Raw genomic sequence first — 15110 nt, forward strand, 5'->3', positions numbered from 1 at the left:
CGGTGGTTTCGATCGAACGGATCTGGCCGCCACCGCTCACCGAGCCGGAGACCTCGCCTTCGCCGCGCACCATGCGCTCACAGATGGCGCGGTCCTCGGCGATGGTGTGCACCTGGCAACGCTGCAGGGCATTGCGCTGCAGTTGTTCCTGCGACACGGGCGCGCGCGGCTGGCGCTGGGCCTGCTGGCGCGCGGCGCCCAGGTCGCGCAGGCAGTTGGTGCGCGACTCGGGGTTGCTCATGGCGGCGCAGGCGGCGCGTTCCTGCTGGTAGCGGCTGTCGGCCGCGGTCTTGGCCGTGCCCTGGGCCCACGCGGGCAGCGTGAGCGCGATGGCCGCGGCGGCGAGGCAGTGGCGGGTGAAGGAAACGTTGGAAAGGCTCATGGGTGGTTCTCCTGTGCGCACGCGGGCCGGGCCCTGGTGCGGTCACCCATGCTAGGAAGCGCTTCGCCCGGTGCTTGTAGGAGAGGTCCGACCTGCACGCCGGACAAGGCCCGTCACCGATCGTGACGGTGCGATCCGCCGCCGCTTCGGTCAGCCCCCCGCCCGCTCCATGGCCTTGGCCATGGTCTTGCCCAGCTCCACGCCCCACTGGTCGAAGGCGTTGATGTTCCAGATGGCGGCCTGGCAGAACACCTTGTGCTCGTACAGCGCGATGAGCGAGCCCAGTCGCTCGGGGTCGAGCCGGTCGAGCCAGATCACGTGGCTGGGGATGTTGCCGGGGAACTGGCGGTGCGGCGCCAGGGCGTGCGCGGTTTCGGCGTCGGCGCCGTCCTGCAGCAACTGCGCCTCGGTCTCCTGCAGGGTGCGGCCCAGGGCCATGGCCTGGGCCTGGGCACGCAGGTTCAGGTTGACCACGGCGTGGTGCGCGCCGGCCAGCGGCAGGGGCGTGTCCTCGCTCTGCACGCCGATGAAATCGACCGGCAGCGCATGGCGCCCCTGGTGCACGAGCTGGAAGTAGGCGTGCTGGCCGTCGATGCCCAGGCCGCCCCAGACGATGGGGCCGGTGTCCACCGCCGCGTCGCTGCCGTCCAGGTGCGTGCGCTTGCCGTTGGACTCCATGTCCATCTGCTGCACGAAGGGCACGAAGCGCACCAGGCGCGAGGCGTAGCTCACGATGAGCTGCGTGGGCATGCGCAGGAAGTTGCGGTTCCACACGCCGTGCAGCGCGAGGCGCACGGGCAGGTTGTCGTTCAGGGGCGTGTGCAGGAAGTGCTCGTCCATGGCGCGCCCGCCCGCGAGCAGTTGCCGGAAGGCCGCCGCGCCGATGCCGATGGCCAGCGGCAGGCCGAGCGAGGACCACAGCGAGTAGCGCCCGCCCACCCAGTCCCAGAACAGGAAGGTGCGCTCGGGGTCGTAGCCCAGCTCGGCCGATTTGGCCGGCGTGGCGGTGATGGCCACCAGGTGCTGGGCGATCGCGTCGGCCGGCACGCCGTTGTCGGCCAGCCAGTGGCGCGCGCTGGCGGCGTTGGTGAGCGTCTCCTGCGTGGTGAAGGTCTTGCTGGAGACGATGAACAGGGTGCGCTTGGCGTCGAGCCCGCGCAGCACGCTCCACAGGGCCCAGGCGTCGGGGTTGGAGACGTAGTGCACGCGCACCGCGTCGCTGGCCAGGTGGGTGAGCGCGTCGGCCGCCATGCGCGGGCCCAGGTCGGAGCCGCCGATGCCGATGTTCACCACGTCGGTGAAGGCGTCGTTGGCGTGGCCGCGCACGGTGCCCGCGCGCACTTCTTCGGCGAAGCGGCAGACGCGGTCGAGTTCGCGCTGCACCTGGGCGTGGATCTGGTTGCCCCAGGGGCCGCCCGCTTCGCCGCCGCGCAGCGCCACGTGCAGCACGGGGCGGTCTTCGGTGGTGTTGATGACGTCGCCGCGGAACATGGCCTCGCGCCGCTCGGCCAGGCCGCTTTGCGCGGCGAGTTCGAGCAGGGCTTGCTCGATGGCGGGCGTGAGGCGCTGGCGGCTCGCGTCCAGCGTGAGGCCCGCGACGGACCAGCTCATGCGTTCGGCGCGGCCGGGCTGGGCGAGCAGTTCGCGCAGGTGCGGCTGGGCCTGGGTGGCGAGTTGGTCGAGGCTGTGCCAGGCGGGCAGGGCGGTGGGCAAGGTCATGTCAGTGGCTGTTCGCGATGGTGGTCGCCTCGCGTGCCAGCTTCGTGACACGCGCCCAGTCGCCGTCGCGCAGCGCATCGGCCGGGGTGAGCCAGGAGCCGCCGGCCATGGCGACGTTGGGCAGGGCGAGGAAGTCGCGCAGGTTCTCCGGGCTCACGCCGCCGGTGGGGCAGAAGCGCACGTCGGGAATGGGCGCGCCCAGGGCCTTGAGCATGCCGATGCCGCCGGCCTGCTGCGCGGGGAAGAGCTTCATGAGCGTGAAGCCCTGCTCGCGCGCGCGCATCACCTCGCCCGGCGTCATCACGCCCGGGATGAAGGGCAGGCCGGTGGCGCGCATGGCGTCCACCAGGGCGTCGGTGCAGCCGGGCGAGAGCGCGAAGCGCGCGCCGGCGTCGATGATCCGCGGCACGTCGCTGGCGCGGGTGACGGTGCCGGCGCCCAGGTGCATCTGCGGCACGGCCTTGGCCACGGCCTCGATGGCGTCGAGCGCCACGTCCGAGCGCAGGGTGATTTCCATGACGTCGATGCCGCCTTCGAGCAGGGCGTGCGCGAGCGGCACGGCCTGCTTCGGATCGTTGAGCACGATGACAGGCACGACGCGCGAGGTGAAGGCGGGGTGGCTGAGGTGTTGGTCTTGCATGGCGATGAAGCGGGTGGCGGTATCAGGCAAACAGCGGGGACGCACCCTGCTCGGCGCCGCTGACGTGGGCGCGGAACAGGCCGAAGAGCTCGCGCCCCGTGCCGTGGGTGTTGTGGGACAGATCGGGCTCGGGCAGCGCGCGCGCGGCCAGCGTGGCCTCGTCCACGTCCACCTTGAGCAGGCCGCGCTCGGCGTCGAGGGTGATCATGTCGCCATCGCGCACGCGCGCGATCGGGCCGTCGGCCAGGGCCTCGGGCGTGCAGTGGATGGCCGCGGGCACCTTGCCCGAGGCGCCGGACATGCGGCCGTCGGTGACGAGCGCCACCTGGAAGCCCTTGTCCTGCAGCACGGCCAGCGGCGGCGTGAGCTTGTGCAGTTCGGGCATGCCGTTGGCGCGCGGGCCCTGGTAGCGCACCACGGCCACGAAGTCCTTCTCCAGTTCGCCGGCCTTGAATTTGGCGAGCAGTTCCTGCTGGTCGTGCACCACCACGGCGGGGGCGCGCACCACGCGGTGCTGCGGCTTCACGGCCGACACCTTGATGACGCTGCGGCCGAGGTTGCCGGTGAGCAGGCGCAGGCCGCCATCGGCGCTGAAGGGGTCGCTGGCGGGGCGCAGCACGTTCAGGTCGGCGCTGCGCTCGGGCACGGGGCGCCAGGCCAGGCGCTCGCCGTCGAGCCAGGGCTCCAGGCCGTAGGCGTCCAGGCCCGGGCCCATCACGGTGTGCACGTCGGCGTGCAGCAGGCCGGCGCCGCGCAGCTCGCGCATCAGCACGCCCAGGCCACCGGCCGCGTGAAAGTGGTTCACGTCGGCGCTGCCGTTGGGGTACACGCGCGCCAGCAGCGGCACCACGGCGGAGAGTTCGGCGAAGTCGTCCCAGTCGATGAGGATGCCGGCCGCGCGCGCCATGGCCACCAGGTGCAGGGTGTGGTTGGTGGAGCCGCCCGTGGCCAGCAGGCCCACGATGCCGTTGACGATGGCCTTCTCGTCCACGATCTGCCACAGCGGCAGGTAGGGCTGGCCGGTGCGCCCGCTGTTGGCCACGGCGCGTTCCACGGCGGCCTTGGTGAGCGCCTCGCGCAGCGGCGTGCCCGGGTTCACGAAGGAGCTGCCCGGCAGGTGCAGGCCCATGATCTCCATCAGCATCTGGTTGCTGTTGGCGGTGCCGTAGAAGGTGCAGGTGCCGGGGCTGTGGTAGGCGCGCGCTTCCGATTCGAGCAGGGCCTCGCGTCCCACCAGGCCCTGCGCGTACTGCTGGCGCACCTTGGCCTTCTCTTCGTTCGACAGGCCCGAGGTCATGGGACCGGCCGGCACGAACACGGTGGCCAGGTGGCCGAACTGCAGCGCGCCCATGAACAGGCCGGGCACGATCTTGTCGCACACGCCCAGCATGAGCGCGGCGTCGAACACGTTGTGCGAGAGCGCCACGGCGGTGGCCAGCGCGATGGTGTCGCGCGAGAAGAGCGAGAGTTCCATGCCGGCCTCGCCCTGGGTGATGCCGTCGCACATGGCGGGCACGCCACCGGCCACCTGGGCCGTGGCGCCCACCTGCTGCGCGTGCCAGCGGATCAGGCTGGGGTAGGCCTCGAAGGGCTGGTGCGCGGACAGCATGTCGTTGTAGGACGTGACGATGCCGATGTGCGGCGCGCGTTCGGCGTGGATGCGCAGCTTGTCGTCGGCGGGCAGCGCGGCCGTGGTGTGGGCCATGTTGGCGCAGCCCAGGCCGGCGCGCTGCGTGCCGCGCGTGCGCTGCGCGGCCATGTGTTCCAGGTAGGCGGTGCGCGTGGGCGCGCTGCGTTCGGTGATGCGCCGGGTGACGCGATCGAGGATGGGGTTGGGTGGGATCTGGTTCATGGTCGTGGGGCGATCAGGCGAGCCAGACCTGCACCGGCGTCTGGTGCTGGTGCAGGACGAGCGAGATCGGCAGCGTGTCGTCTTCGGACAGCCGGGCCTGCTGGTACACGCGCAGCTTGGCCGGGCCGATGAGGGGCAAGACCAGTTCCCGCGTGGCGAGCAGCGCGGGCAGGGTCAGGGTGAGGCGCGGGTGGGGCGCGTTGAGGGGGCGCGTCCAGGCCACGGGCCCGCTGGCGTGCAGGGCCTGTTGGAGACCGGGCGCGTGAGGAAAGAGCGAGGCGGTGTGGCCGTCCTCGCCCATGCCAAGGATGGCGAGGTCCCAGGGCCAGGGCTCGCGGGCCAGGCGCTGGCTGGCGGCGTCGGCCAGGGCCTGGAGGGCCTTGTCATCCAGCGGGTCGGGCAGCGCGTCGAACCAGGGCACGAAGCTGGCCGCCGCCGCGCCCTGTTGCAGCAGGTGCGCGCGCACCAGGGCGGTGTTGCTGTCGGGGTGGTCGTGCGGCACGCAGCGCTCGTCCACCAGGGTGATGCTCACGCGCGACCAGTCCAGCGGTTGCGCGCGCAGGGCCTCGAACAGCGGCACCGGCGACTTGCCGCCCGAGACCGCCAGCACGGCGTGGCCGCGCTGCTCGATCGCCTGGTGCAGGCGCAGGCCGATCCAGGCGGCCAGGCGCTGCGCGAGTTCGGCGGGCGTGTTGCAGATGTGCTGGTTCACGACAAGGCGGCGGTGTCAGTTCTCTTCCGACCAGGAGGAGTCCTCGCGCGCCATCAGCGCCGAGGACGCGGCCGGGCCCCATCTGCCGGCCGCGTAGGCGCGCGGCTTCTCGCCCAGGGACTTCCAGCCGTCGATGATGGGCTCGACCCAGGTCCACGCCGCCTCCAGTTCGTCGCGCCGCATGAAGTGCGTGAGCCGGCCCTTGATGACGTCGATGAGCAGGCGCTCGTAGGCCTCGGCGCGGCGGCCGGCCAGGGCGGACTGCAGGTCCAGGTCGAGCGCGACGGGGCGCAGCTTCATGCCGCTGCCGGGCTGCTTGGCCATCATCTGCAACTGCACGTGCTCTTCGGGCTGCAGGCGGATCAGCAGGCGGTTGACGGGCTGGCGCGGCGCATCGGGAAACAGCGAGTAGGGCAGGGGCGCGAACTCGACGACGATCTCGCTGCGCCGCTCGGCCAGGCGCTTGCCGGTGCGCAGGAAGATGGGCACGTTGGCCCAGCGCCAGTTGTTGATGTGGGCGCGCAGCGCGACGAAGGTCTCGGTCTCGCTGCCGGCGGGCACGTTGTCTTCCTGCAGGTAGCCCACGGCGCGCTCGCCGCCGACGTTGCCGCTGGTGTACTGGCCGCGCACGGTGTCGCGCGCCACGTCGGCCACCGTCATGGGCCGCAGCGAGCGCAGCACCTTGAGTTTTTCGTCGCGCACGGCGTCGGGGTCGAGCGAGACGGGCGGCTCCATGGCCACGATGCACAGCAGTTGCAGCAGGTGGTTCTGCACCATGTCGCGCAGCGCGCCGGTGCCGTCGTAGAAGCCCGCGCGGCTGCCCACGCCCACCGACTCGGCCACCGTGATCTGCACGCTCTTGATGCTGGGGCTGCGCCACAGCGGCTCGAAGATGGCATTGCCGAAGCGCAGCACCATGAGGTTCTGCACCGTCTCCTTGCCCAGGTAGTGGTCGATGCGGAAGGTCTGCGACTCGCTGAAGTACCTGGCCACCTCGTCGTTGATGGCGCGCGCGGAGGCGAGGTCGTGGCCCAGGGGTTTTTCGAGCACCACGCGCGAGCGCGCATCGACCAGGCCGGCGCCGTGCAGGTGGGCGCAGATGGTGGTGAACAGCGTGGGCGCGGTGGCGAGGTAGTAGACGCGGTCCACGTTGGGGCGCAAGGCCTGGCCCAGGGCCGCGAAGTCCTCGGCGCGCGTGGCGTCGAGCGAGACGTAGACCAGGCGCTGCACGAAGCCCTGCCAGGACAGCGCGTCGAGCGCGTCGCTGGCGATGAAGCCGCGCACCTTGTCGTCGATGAAGGCCGTGAAGGCCGCGCGGTCCCAGGCGTGGCGGCCCAGGGCGACGATGCGCGTGTCGTCGGGCAGGGTCTTGTGCAGGTGCGCCATGTACAGCGCGGGCAGCAGCTTGCGCAGGGAGAGATCGCCCGCGCCGCCGAAGATGACGAGGTCCAGGGGCGCGTCGGGTGGGGTGCTGGTCTCCATCGTTCTTTCTGGGCGTCAGGAGTTACGAAGTGGCCCGATCATAGTGAAATAAAGTTACCAACGGGTTACCTTTGGTTCGCGGTGCGGGGTCCTCGCTCAGGGTGCGACCGTGTCGCACCGCGCGGGTTCCGTCAAGTCGGCGCGGGATCGGCCCGCAGTCCATCGGCCGTGAGCCGCAGCACGCGATCGGCGCGGCGCGCGGCCGCCTCGGCGTGCGTCACCAGCACCAGCGAGGCGCCGTGCTCGCGGATCTGCGCGCACAGCAGGTCCATCACGCGCGTGGCGGTGGTGGGGTCGAGGTTGCCGGTGGGTTCGTCGGCCAGCACGATGGCGGGCCGGTGCACCAGCGCCCGCGCGATGGCCACGCGCTGCAACTGACCGCCCGAGAGCTGCGCGGGCAGGCGCGCGCCCAGGCCTTGCAGGCCCACGGCGTCCATCAGGGCCTGCACGCGCGCGGGCTCGGGGCGGTTGAGCAGCAGCAGGGGCAGGCCGATGTTCTGCGCCACGTCCAGGTGCGGCAGCACGTGGAAGGCCTGGAACACGAAGCCCAGGTTCGCGCGGCGCCAGTGGGCGCGCTGCGCTTCGTCGAGCGTGCCGAGGTCGGTACCGTTGTGCAGCACGCGGCCTTCGCTCCAGTCGTCCAGCGCGGCCAGGCAGTTGAGCAGGGTGGACTTGCCCACGCCCGACTCGCCGACGATGGCGATGAACTCACCAGGCTCGACGCGCAGGTCCACGTGGCGGAACACGGGCGTGTCGCCGTAGAACTTGCCGAGCTTGTCGGTGATGAGGCTCATCGCGCCCCCCCTAACCATGGCTGAACCTTTGCCAGCACCTGCTCCAGCGCGTCCGGCGCGTCGGCCGGCACCACCACGCGCCCCGGCATGGACCGCAGCCAGGTGAGCTGGCGCTTGGCGAGCTGGCGCGTGGCGAAGACGCCGCGGTCGCGCAGTTCGGCGAGCGCGGCGGCGTCGGGTGTGGGGTGGGCGTCGAGTGCGGCCCAGGCCTGGCGGTAGCCCACGCAGCGCATGGACGGCAGATCGGCGTGCAGATCACCGCGCGCGCGCAGGGCGCGCACCTCGTCGAGCAGGCCGGCGGCGAGCATGGCGTCGAAGCGCTCGGCGATGCGCGCGTGCAGCCAGGCGCGGTCGTTCGGTTCGAGCGAGAGGAGGTGGGCCTCGTCGAGCGGGCCATCGGGGTCGCGCTCGCGGCCCGAGTGGAAGCTGGCGAGTGGGCGGCCCGAGACCTGGTAGACCTCCAGCGCGCGCTGGATGCGCTGCGCGTCGTTGGGGAACAGGCGCGCGGCGGTGACGGAGTCGACGCGCTGCAGTTCGGCGTGCAGCGCGGGCCAGCCCTCGGCGCGGGCGCGCGCGTCGAGGGCGGCGCGCACGGCGGGGTCGGCCGCGGGCAGCTCGTCCAGGCCGTCGAGCAGGGCCTTGAAATAGAGCATGGTGCCGCCCACCAGCAGCGCGGTGCGCCCGCGCGCGGCGATCTCGCCGATGAGGCGCGTGGCGTCGCGCGCGAAGTCGGCCGCGCTGTAGGCCTGCGCGGGGTCGCGGATGTCGATCAGGTGGTGCGGCACGGCCGCGCGTTCGGCCGCGGTGGGCTTGGCGGTACCGATGTCCATGCCCCGGTAGACCAGCGCCGAGTCGACGCTGATCACCTCCACCGGCCAGCGCGCGGCGATGGCCAGGGCCGCCGCCGTCTTGCCGCTGGCGGTGGGGCCGGCCAGCGCGAGGCAGCGAGGCGCGGCAGGATTCATGTCGTTGCGACGCGCGTCGGCGGCGCGTGCGGCTCGCCGTGGCGCTGCACCAGCGTCCAGGCCGTGGTGGAGATGACCACGCACCAGAACCACACGCTGTCGGTGAGGGGGCGCACCGTGCCGGCGCCCAGCGCGGGATCGGCCAGCGCGACACCCAGCCAGCCGCCGATGCCGAAGGCCACCACCATCATGATGAAGCCCGCCAGCGCAGAGGCCGCGCCGGCCGCTTGCGGAAAGGGCGCCACCGCGCCGCTCTGCCCGCAGGGCTGGTGCACGCCGTGGGCCAGCATGAACAGGTAGAAGGGCAGCAGCACGCTCCAGAGGTTTTGCACGCCCAGCAGGGGCAGCACGCCCACGAGCGTGCCGCCCGTGAGCGTGACGCCGGCCGCCAGGCCCACCGTGCGGCGCACGCCCAGGCGCACCAGCAGGCGGCGGCAGATGAAGGTGCCCACGATGTAGACCAGCGACATCGTGAACATCACGATGCCGTACTGCGTCTTGCTCAGGCCCAGCACACCGATCAGCACGAAGGACGAGGACGCGAGGTAGCTGAACAGGCCGGCGTAGGAGCCGGTGGCCAGCAGCGTCCAGGCCCAGAAGGTGGGGTGGCGCGCGATGTGGGTCCAGTTGCGCAGCAGCGGGCCCGGGCGCAGCGCGTCGGGGTTGAGGCGCGGCACGGTTTCCTGGAAGCGCCAGACCAGCACCGCCAGCGTGCCGGCGCCGAACACCGACAGCGCGAGCAAGGCCACGCGCCAGCCGTAGTGGTCGGACAGCACGCCGCCCAGCGGCGCGCTCACGCAGGCGATGACGCCCAGGCCGGTGAGGCCCTTGCTCATCATGCGCGCGCCCTCGGCGGGGGCGTACAGGTCGCGCACGATGGCGCGCGCGCACATCACGGCCGCGCCCATGGCCACGCCCTGCAGCGTGCGCCAGGCGATGAGCTGTTCCATGGACTGCGAGAACGCCGCGCCGACGGTGGCCAGCATGTACAGCACCATGCCACCGATGAGGATGGGGCGGCGCCCGAAGCGGTCGGACAGCGGCCCCCACACGAGTTGCGAGACACCGAAGGCCAGCAGCAGGGCCGTGAGCGTGAACTGCGCCTGCGCCACGCTGGCGCCGAAGCCCTGGGTGAGCGCGGGCAGGGCGGGGAGGTAGAGGTCGGTGGTGACGGGTTGGATGCCCAGCAGCAGCGTGAGCACAAGCACGACCAGGCCCGGTGACATGGCGGAGGAGGGGGCGGACATCCGGCTGAGGGTAGCAGATGCCCTGCGGGTTTTCCCGGTACCCCCGGGGGGTGATTCAGCGCGCGACGAGGCGGATGTCGTCGCTCAGTCCGAACAGCTCGGCCAGGGCCGCGCGGTACTGGGCCTGGCCCACGGAGTTGGTGTTGTGGTGCGAGCCGCCCTCCACCATCACCAGGGCCTTGGGCTGGCGCGCGGCCTCGTAGAGCCGCTGGCCCAGCTCGGGGAGGATGAGCTTGTCGTCGGTGCCGTGCACCACCAGCAGGGGCGAGCCGATGTCGGGCACGCGCTTGACCGACTCGAAGCGCTGCGTGATGAGCAGCGACACCGGCAGCCAGCCCCACTTGAAGGTGCTCACCACGTCGGGGATGGAGGTGAAGGTGCCTTCCACCAGGGTGCCCTTTTCGTCGCTCACTTGCGTGGCGAGCTCGATGGCGATGGCGCCGCCCAGCGAGTGGCCGAAGATGTAGCGGGGCCGGTCGGGGTAGCGCTGGGCGAGCCAGTCCCAGGCGGCGCGCGCGTCCTCGGAGGCGGTGCGTTCGGAGGGCAGGCGCTTGGTGCTCTGGCCGAAGCCGCGGTAGTCGATGCCCAGCACCGAGAAGCCCAGCTCTTCCATGCGGCGCATGCGAAAGGCCGAGCCGGTGACGTTCCAGCGCGCGCCATGCAGGTACAGCAGCACCGGTGCCTGGGGGTTGGCGGCGAAGTTCTCGTGCTGGGCCCACAGGCCGTGCAGGCGCACGTCTTCCTTGTCCTGCGCCGAGTGGAAGTCGATCCACACGTCCTCCATGGACTCGGCGGCGTAGACGCCACCGCTCCAGGCGCGGTCGGAGGGCTGGAAGATCCAGACGCGCTGCTTTTCATCCAGCGTGGCGCACCCGGCCAGCAGGGCCAGGGCGGTGGCGAGGGCGAGCAGCAGTCGGGTCATGGACCGGGATAGTGAGGCGGTTCGCACCGGAAAAGTTCATGTCGCTGGGGTAAATCCCAGGCAAGCAAGTGCGATGCCGGGGCGCCAGCGCCGACTTTTTCACGCCCGCCGCGCGGGCGCGGGGGTCAGCGCCCGCGCAGGAAGAGCGCGTCGAGTTCGCGCAGGCTCAGTTGCCGCCAGGTCGGGCGGCCGTGGTTGCACTGGTCGCTGCGCTCGGTCACTTCCATCTGGCGCAACAGGGCGTTCATCTCGTCCAGGGTGAGGCGCCGGTTGGCGCGCACCGCGCCGTGGCAGGCCATGGTGGCCAGCAGCTCGTGTTCGGCGCGCTGCAGCACGTGGCTGGCGTCGTGCTGGGCCAGCTCGGCCAAGACGCTGCGGGCGAGTTCCACCGGGTCGCCCTGCGCCAGGGTGGTGGGCACGGCGCGCACCGCCAGGGTGCGGGCGGACAGCGGCGCCACGTCCAGGCCCAGCGAGGCCAGTGCCTCGGCGCGGCTTTCGGCGGTGGCGGTTTCCTCGGGCGTGGCCGCGAAGGTGGCGGGGATCAGCAGCGGCTGGCTGTGGAGCGCGCGCTCGGCGAGCTGGCGCTTGAGCCGTTCGTAGACGATGCGCTCGTGCGCGGCGTGCATGTCCACGATGACCAGGCCGTGGGCGTTCTCGGCCAGGATGTAGATGCCTTGCAGTTGCGCGATCGCGCGGCCCAGGGGCCAGTCGCCGTCGGGGAGGGAGGGCTGGGCGGCGGCGGGCGGTGCCCAGTCGCGCAGGCCCGGCGCGAAGCCGCCTTCGGGCGACGCCGCTGCGCTACCGGTGGCCGGCGCGAAGGGCATGGCGGGCACCGCGGGCGCCGTGGGCGCGCCGACCGCGCCCCACAGCGCCGACACATCGCTCACGCGGTGGCCCGCCTCGGGCTCGCGCGGTGGGAAGCTGAAGCCGGCCTGGCGCACCGGTGGCGTCCAGGCGGGTGTTGCCGTCGGCGGGGGGGCGTACGCGGCGGCGTCCGTTGCCTGCCCCGCGCGCGGCACCGCCAGCGCCGATTCCACCGCCTGCTGCACCGCGTGGTGCACCTCGCGGCTGTCGCGAAAGCGCACCTCGATCTTGGTCGGGTGCACGTTCACGTCCACGCGCTCGGGCGCGATCTCCACGAACAGCGCGTAGACCGGCTGGCGCTGGCCGTGCAAGACGTCGTCGAAGGCCGCGCGCACCGCGTGCGAGATGACCTTGTCGCGCACGAAGCGGCCGTTGACGTAGGCGAACTGCTGATCGGCGCGCGCGCGCGCCGCGTCCGGAATGCCCGCGAAGCCGCTCACGCGCAGGCCGCGCGCGTCAGACCCGTCGGCCGGCCACATCAGCGGCACCGCGCGTTCGATGAAGTCCTCGCCGAGCACGTCGGCCAGGCGCCGCGCCGTGCCGTCCAGGCCTTGCAGTGGCACGGCGCGCCACTGCGCCGAGAGCTTGCCCTCGTGCCAGATGGCGAAGCCCACGTCGGGCCGCGCCAGCGCGTGGCGGCGCACGGCCTCGATGCAGTGCGCGAGTTCGGTGTTGTCGGACTTGAGGAACTTGCGCCGCGCGGGTGTGGCGTAGAACAGCTCGCGCACCTCGATGGAAGTGCCTTGCGAACGCGCACCGGGAGCGAGTTCGCCGCTGCGCACGTCCAGTTGCCAGGCGTGGCCATCGCCCTCGGTGCGCGAGAGCAGGCCCATCTCGGCCACCGAGGCGATGGCGGCCAGCGCCTCGCCGCGAAAGCCCATGGTGCCCACGGATTCGAGCTCGGCCAGGCTGGCGATCTTGCTGGTGGCGTGGCGCTTCACCGCCTGCGGCAGTTCGGCCGGGGGAATGCCCACGCCATCGTCTTCCACCGCGATCAGCCGCACACCGCCGCCCAGCAGGCGCACGGTGATCTGCGTGGCGCCGGCGTCCAGCGCGTTGTCCACCAGCTCGCGCACCACCGAGGCGGGGCGCTCCACCACCTCGCCCGCGGCGATCTGGCTGATCAGCTCATCGGGCAGTTCGCGGATGGGGCGGCGCGGGGGCAGGGTGGTCATCACGGCATTGTAGGAAGCGACACGGATAATGCCCCGCCATGGAACTGATCACCTTCCTCATCGATTTCATCCTGCACGTCGACCAGCACCTGCAGGCTTTCGTGCAGGCCTACGGGCCCTGGGTGTACGCCCTGCTGTTCCTCATCATCTTCACGGAGACGGGCGTGGTGGTCATGCCCTTCCTGCCGGGCGATTCGCTGCTGTTCGTGGTGGGCACGCTGTGCGGCGCAGGGCTGATGAGCCTGCCACTGGCCATGGCGCTGCTGGTGGTGGCGGCCGTTCTGGGCGACCAGACGAACTACTCCATCGGCCGCTACTTCGGGCCCAAGGTGTTCCAGTGGGAGAAGTCGCGCCTGTTCAACAAGGACGCCTTCAACCAGGCCCACATGTTCTACGAGCGCTATGGCGGCATCACCATCATCCTGGCGCGCTTCATGCCCTTCATCCGCACCTTCGCGCCTTTCGTGGCGGGCGTGGCCGAGATGACGCGCGCCAAGTTCACCGCCTACAACGTGATCGGCGCGCTGATCTGGGTGATCGGCCTGGTGGGCGCGGGCTACCTGTTCGGCAACCTGCCCTGGGTGCAGGCCAACCTCAGCAAGATCATCTGGGCGCTGATCATCATCCCGGGGTTGATCGCGGTCTTCGGCGCCTGGCGCGCCAGGCGCCAGGGCGAGCGCGACGCGGCGGGCGTCTGATCCGCGATCAGGCCGCGACCGCCACCGTGCGGTGCAGCACCGGTGTCTCGGGCACCGGGTAGCCGGCCGCGCCGAAGGTGCGGACGATGGCCTTGTGCGTGTCGAAGTAGACCTGCCAGTAGTGGTCGGTGTGCGTGTAGGGCCGCACGCACAGCAGCGGGCCTTCGGGCGTGAACTGCAGGATCTCCACGTCGGGCGCGGGCGTGTCCTTCACGTTGGGTATGGCCGCCACGGCGGCGCGCAGGCGCTGCATGGCGTCGACCACGTCCACGCCGTTGGCGACCTTGGCCACGCAGTCCACGCGGCGGAAGGCCTCGGTGCTGTAGTTCTGGATGTTGTCGCCGAAGGCCTTGTTGTTGCCCACGATGGTGGTCACGTTGTCGGGCGTGAGGATGGTGGTGGCGAACAGGCCCAGCTCCTTGACGGTCCCCGTGACGCCGCCCGCGCTGATGAAGTCGCCCACCTTGTAGGGCCGCAGCACCTGCAGGAAGATGCCCGCCGCGAAGTTGGCGAGCATGCCGCTCCAGGCCGCGCCGATGGCCAGACCCGCGCCCGCCAGCAGGGCCGCGAAGGAGGTGGTGCGGATGCCGAAGATGTCCAGGATGGCCATGATCAGCACCACGGTCAGCAGCACCGAGAGGATGGACTTGAGGTAGCGGATCAGCGTCATGTCGATCTTGCCGCCGCGCTCCATGGCCACGCCGATCAGGCGCACCGCGATGCCGATCAGCCAGCGGCCGATGACCCAGGCCGCGATCGCGCCCAGCACCTTCAGGCCGAAGTCGGCCCCCTGGGTGACGATGAAATTCCAGATCACTTCCGTGTTCATAATGCTCCTGCCTTCCCGTTGGTGGATGGTTCCCTCGCGGCCCGGCCGCGGACGCGACGGTAGCGCAAGCCTTGATGAAAAACACGAACCCCCTGCCCGAAGTCAACATCTCCGAAGACGGCGAGGTCCGTTTCCTGCACCTGGGCACGGAATGGATCCAGGGCTCCATGCTGCTCGACGCGCCCTTCGACATCGAGCTGGAGTACGTGCAGCGCATGATGGCCTGGCTGCTCTTCGTCGATCCCGATTCGGTGCCCGGCCGCCGCGCGCTGCAACTGGGGCTGGGTTCGGCTGCGCTCACCAAGTTCAGCCACAAGCGCTTGCGCATGGACACGACGGCGATCGAGATCAACCCGCAGGTGGTGGCGGTGTGCCGGCAGTGGTTCAAGCTGCCGCCCGACGGGGCGCGCCTGCGTGTGCTGATGGGCGACGCGGGCGAGCTGATCCGCCGCCAGGAGCACACCGGGCGCTACGACGCGCTGCAGGTGGACCTGTACGACCACGAGGCCGCTGCGCCCGTGCTCGACTCGCCGGATTTCTACGCCGATTGCCGGCACGCGCTCACCGACGAAGGCTGTCTCACCGTCAACCTCTTCGGCCGCCACTCAAGCTATGAGCGCTCGCTGGAGAGCTTGTGCGCGGCCTTCGGCAAGGACGCGGTCTGGGCCTTCAAGCCCACGCGCGAAGGCAACACGGTGGTGCTGGCCCAGCGCCACGCCTCCCGGCCCTCGCGGCTGGAGCTGCTGGCGCGCGCCGAGGCCGTGCAGGAGCGCTGGGGCCTGCCCGCCGCCAAATGGATGCGCGTGTTCAAACCCGTTCACGACTGACA

General features: G+C 71.3%; 14 protein-coding genes. 2 read left to right on the forward strand and 12 right to left on the reverse strand.

Annotated features, from left to right (window positions below; all coding sequences use genetic code 11):
- The 11 genes from VLG41_RS19130 to mutL all read right to left on the reverse strand — a co-directional run.
- On the reverse strand, positions 1–382 hold a 382-nt coding region (locus VLG41_RS19130), incomplete at its 3' end, for a hypothetical protein (RefSeq protein WP_325350979.1).
- 150 nt (positions 383–532) lie between these two features.
- Positions 533–2101, reverse strand: coding sequence for a glucose-6-phosphate isomerase (pgi, locus tag VLG41_RS19135; RefSeq protein WP_325350980.1), 1569 nt, complete (start codon positions 2099–2101; stop codon positions 533–535).
- Position 2102: 1 nt separating this feature from the next.
- Positions 2103–2741: a bifunctional 4-hydroxy-2-oxoglutarate aldolase/2-dehydro-3-deoxy-phosphogluconate aldolase gene (locus VLG41_RS19140; RefSeq protein ID WP_325350981.1), complete on the reverse strand. Its 639-nt coding sequence runs from the start codon at positions 2739–2741 to the stop codon at positions 2103–2105.
- 22 nt (positions 2742–2763) lie between these two features.
- On the reverse strand, positions 2764–4593 hold the full coding sequence (edd, locus tag VLG41_RS19145; protein WP_325350982.1) for a phosphogluconate dehydratase: 1830 nt from the start codon (positions 4591–4593) through the stop codon (positions 2764–2766).
- A gap of 13 nt (positions 4594–4606) precedes the next feature.
- Positions 4607–5305: a 6-phosphogluconolactonase gene (gene pgl / locus VLG41_RS19150; protein ID WP_325350983.1), complete on the reverse strand. Its 699-nt coding sequence runs from the start codon at positions 5303–5305 to the stop codon at positions 4607–4609.
- A gap of 15 nt (positions 5306–5320) precedes the next feature.
- Positions 5321–6787 (reverse strand): glucose-6-phosphate dehydrogenase, encoded by a 1467-nt coding sequence (gene zwf / locus VLG41_RS19155; protein WP_325350984.1) that lies wholly within the window; start codon positions 6785–6787, stop codon positions 5321–5323.
- A 131-nt stretch (positions 6788–6918) separates the two neighbouring features.
- Positions 6919–7581, reverse strand: a complete 663-nt coding sequence (locus VLG41_RS19160; protein ID WP_325350985.1) for an ABC transporter ATP-binding protein — start codon at positions 7579–7581, stop codon at positions 6919–6921.
- Positions 7578–8546, reverse strand: coding sequence for a tRNA (adenosine(37)-N6)-dimethylallyltransferase MiaA (gene miaA / locus VLG41_RS19165; RefSeq protein WP_325350986.1), 969 nt, complete (start codon positions 8544–8546; stop codon positions 7578–7580). Before miaA ends, VLG41_RS19160 begins: the two co-directional genes overlap by 4 nt.
- Positions 8543–9793, reverse strand: a complete 1251-nt coding sequence (locus VLG41_RS19170; RefSeq protein ID WP_325350987.1) for a multidrug effflux MFS transporter — start codon at positions 9791–9793, stop codon at positions 8543–8545. The genes miaA and VLG41_RS19170 overlap by 4 nt, the downstream gene beginning before the upstream one ends.
- A 55-nt stretch (positions 9794–9848) precedes the next feature.
- On the reverse strand, positions 9849–10715 hold the full coding sequence (locus VLG41_RS19175) for an alpha/beta hydrolase (protein WP_325350988.1): 867 nt from the start codon (positions 10713–10715) through the stop codon (positions 9849–9851).
- Between the two features lie 125 nt (positions 10716–10840).
- Positions 10841–12754, reverse strand: a complete 1914-nt coding sequence (mutL, locus tag VLG41_RS19180) for a DNA mismatch repair endonuclease MutL (RefSeq protein ID WP_325350989.1) — start codon at positions 12752–12754, stop codon at positions 10841–10843.
- A 38-nt stretch (positions 12755–12792) separates the two neighbouring features.
- Between mutL and VLG41_RS19185 the strand changes: the two genes are divergently transcribed.
- Entirely contained in the window at positions 12793–13452 is a 660-nt protein-coding gene (locus VLG41_RS19185) for a DedA family protein (RefSeq protein ID WP_325350990.1), read from the forward strand.
- A 7-nt stretch (positions 13453–13459) separates the two neighbouring features.
- Here the strand turns inward: VLG41_RS19185 and VLG41_RS19190 are convergent, their stop codons facing one another.
- Positions 13460–14281 (reverse strand): mechanosensitive ion channel family protein, encoded by an 822-nt coding sequence (locus VLG41_RS19190; protein ID WP_325350991.1) that lies wholly within the window; start codon positions 14279–14281, stop codon positions 13460–13462.
- Positions 14282–14355: 74 nt separating this feature from the next.
- On the opposite strand from VLG41_RS19190, the gene VLG41_RS19195 reads away from it, so the two are divergent.
- Positions 14356–15108: a spermidine synthase gene (locus tag VLG41_RS19195; RefSeq protein WP_325350992.1), complete on the forward strand. Its 753-nt coding sequence runs from the start codon at positions 14356–14358 to the stop codon at positions 15106–15108.
- The last annotated feature ends 2 nt before the right edge of the window (positions 15109–15110 follow it).

Origin of the sequence: Hydrogenophaga sp., from assembly GCF_035481345.1 — a bacterium.
GTDB lineage: Bacteria > Pseudomonadota > Gammaproteobacteria > Burkholderiales > Burkholderiaceae_C > Hydrogenophaga.

Excerpts from the sequence above, each read along its gene's own strand:
- pgi (WP_325350980.1), bottom strand. The coding sequence starts at position 2,101 with ATGACCTTGCCCACCGCCCTGCCCGCCTGGCACAGCCTCGACCAACTC.
- VLG41_RS19140 (WP_325350981.1), bottom strand. The coding sequence starts at position 2,741 with ATGCAAGACCAACACCTCAGCCACCCCGCCTTCACCTCGCGCGTCGTG.
- edd (WP_325350982.1), bottom strand. The coding sequence starts at position 4,593 with ATGAACCAGATCCCACCCAACCCCATCCTCGATCGCGTCACCCGGCGC.
- zwf (WP_325350984.1), bottom strand. The coding sequence starts at position 6,787 with ATGGAGACCAGCACCCCACCCGACGCGCCCCTGGACCTCGTCATCTTC.
- VLG41_RS19160 (WP_325350985.1), bottom strand. The coding sequence starts at position 7,581 with ATGAGCCTCATCACCGACAAGCTCGGCAAGTTCTACGGCGACACGCCC.
- miaA (WP_325350986.1), bottom strand. The coding sequence starts at position 8,546 with ATGAATCCTGCCGCGCCTCGCTGCCTCGCGCTGGCCGGCCCCACCGCC.
- VLG41_RS19170 (WP_325350987.1), bottom strand. The coding sequence starts at position 9,793 with ATGTCCGCCCCCTCCTCCGCCATGTCACCGGGCCTGGTCGTGCTTGTG.
- VLG41_RS19175 (WP_325350988.1), bottom strand. The coding sequence starts at position 10,715 with ATGACCCGACTGCTGCTCGCCCTCGCCACCGCCCTGGCCCTGCTGGCC.
- mutL (WP_325350989.1), bottom strand. The coding sequence starts at position 12,754 with ATGACCACCCTGCCCCCGCGCCGCCCCATCCGCGAACTGCCCGATGAG.
- VLG41_RS19185 (WP_325350990.1), top strand. The coding sequence starts at position 12,793 with ATGGAACTGATCACCTTCCTCATCGATTTCATCCTGCACGTCGACCAG.
- VLG41_RS19190 (WP_325350991.1), bottom strand. The coding sequence starts at position 14,281 with ATGAACACGGAAGTGATCTGGAATTTCATCGTCACCCAGGGGGCCGAC.
- VLG41_RS19195 (WP_325350992.1), top strand. The coding sequence starts at position 14,356 with ATGAAAAACACGAACCCCCTGCCCGAAGTCAACATCTCCGAAGACGGC.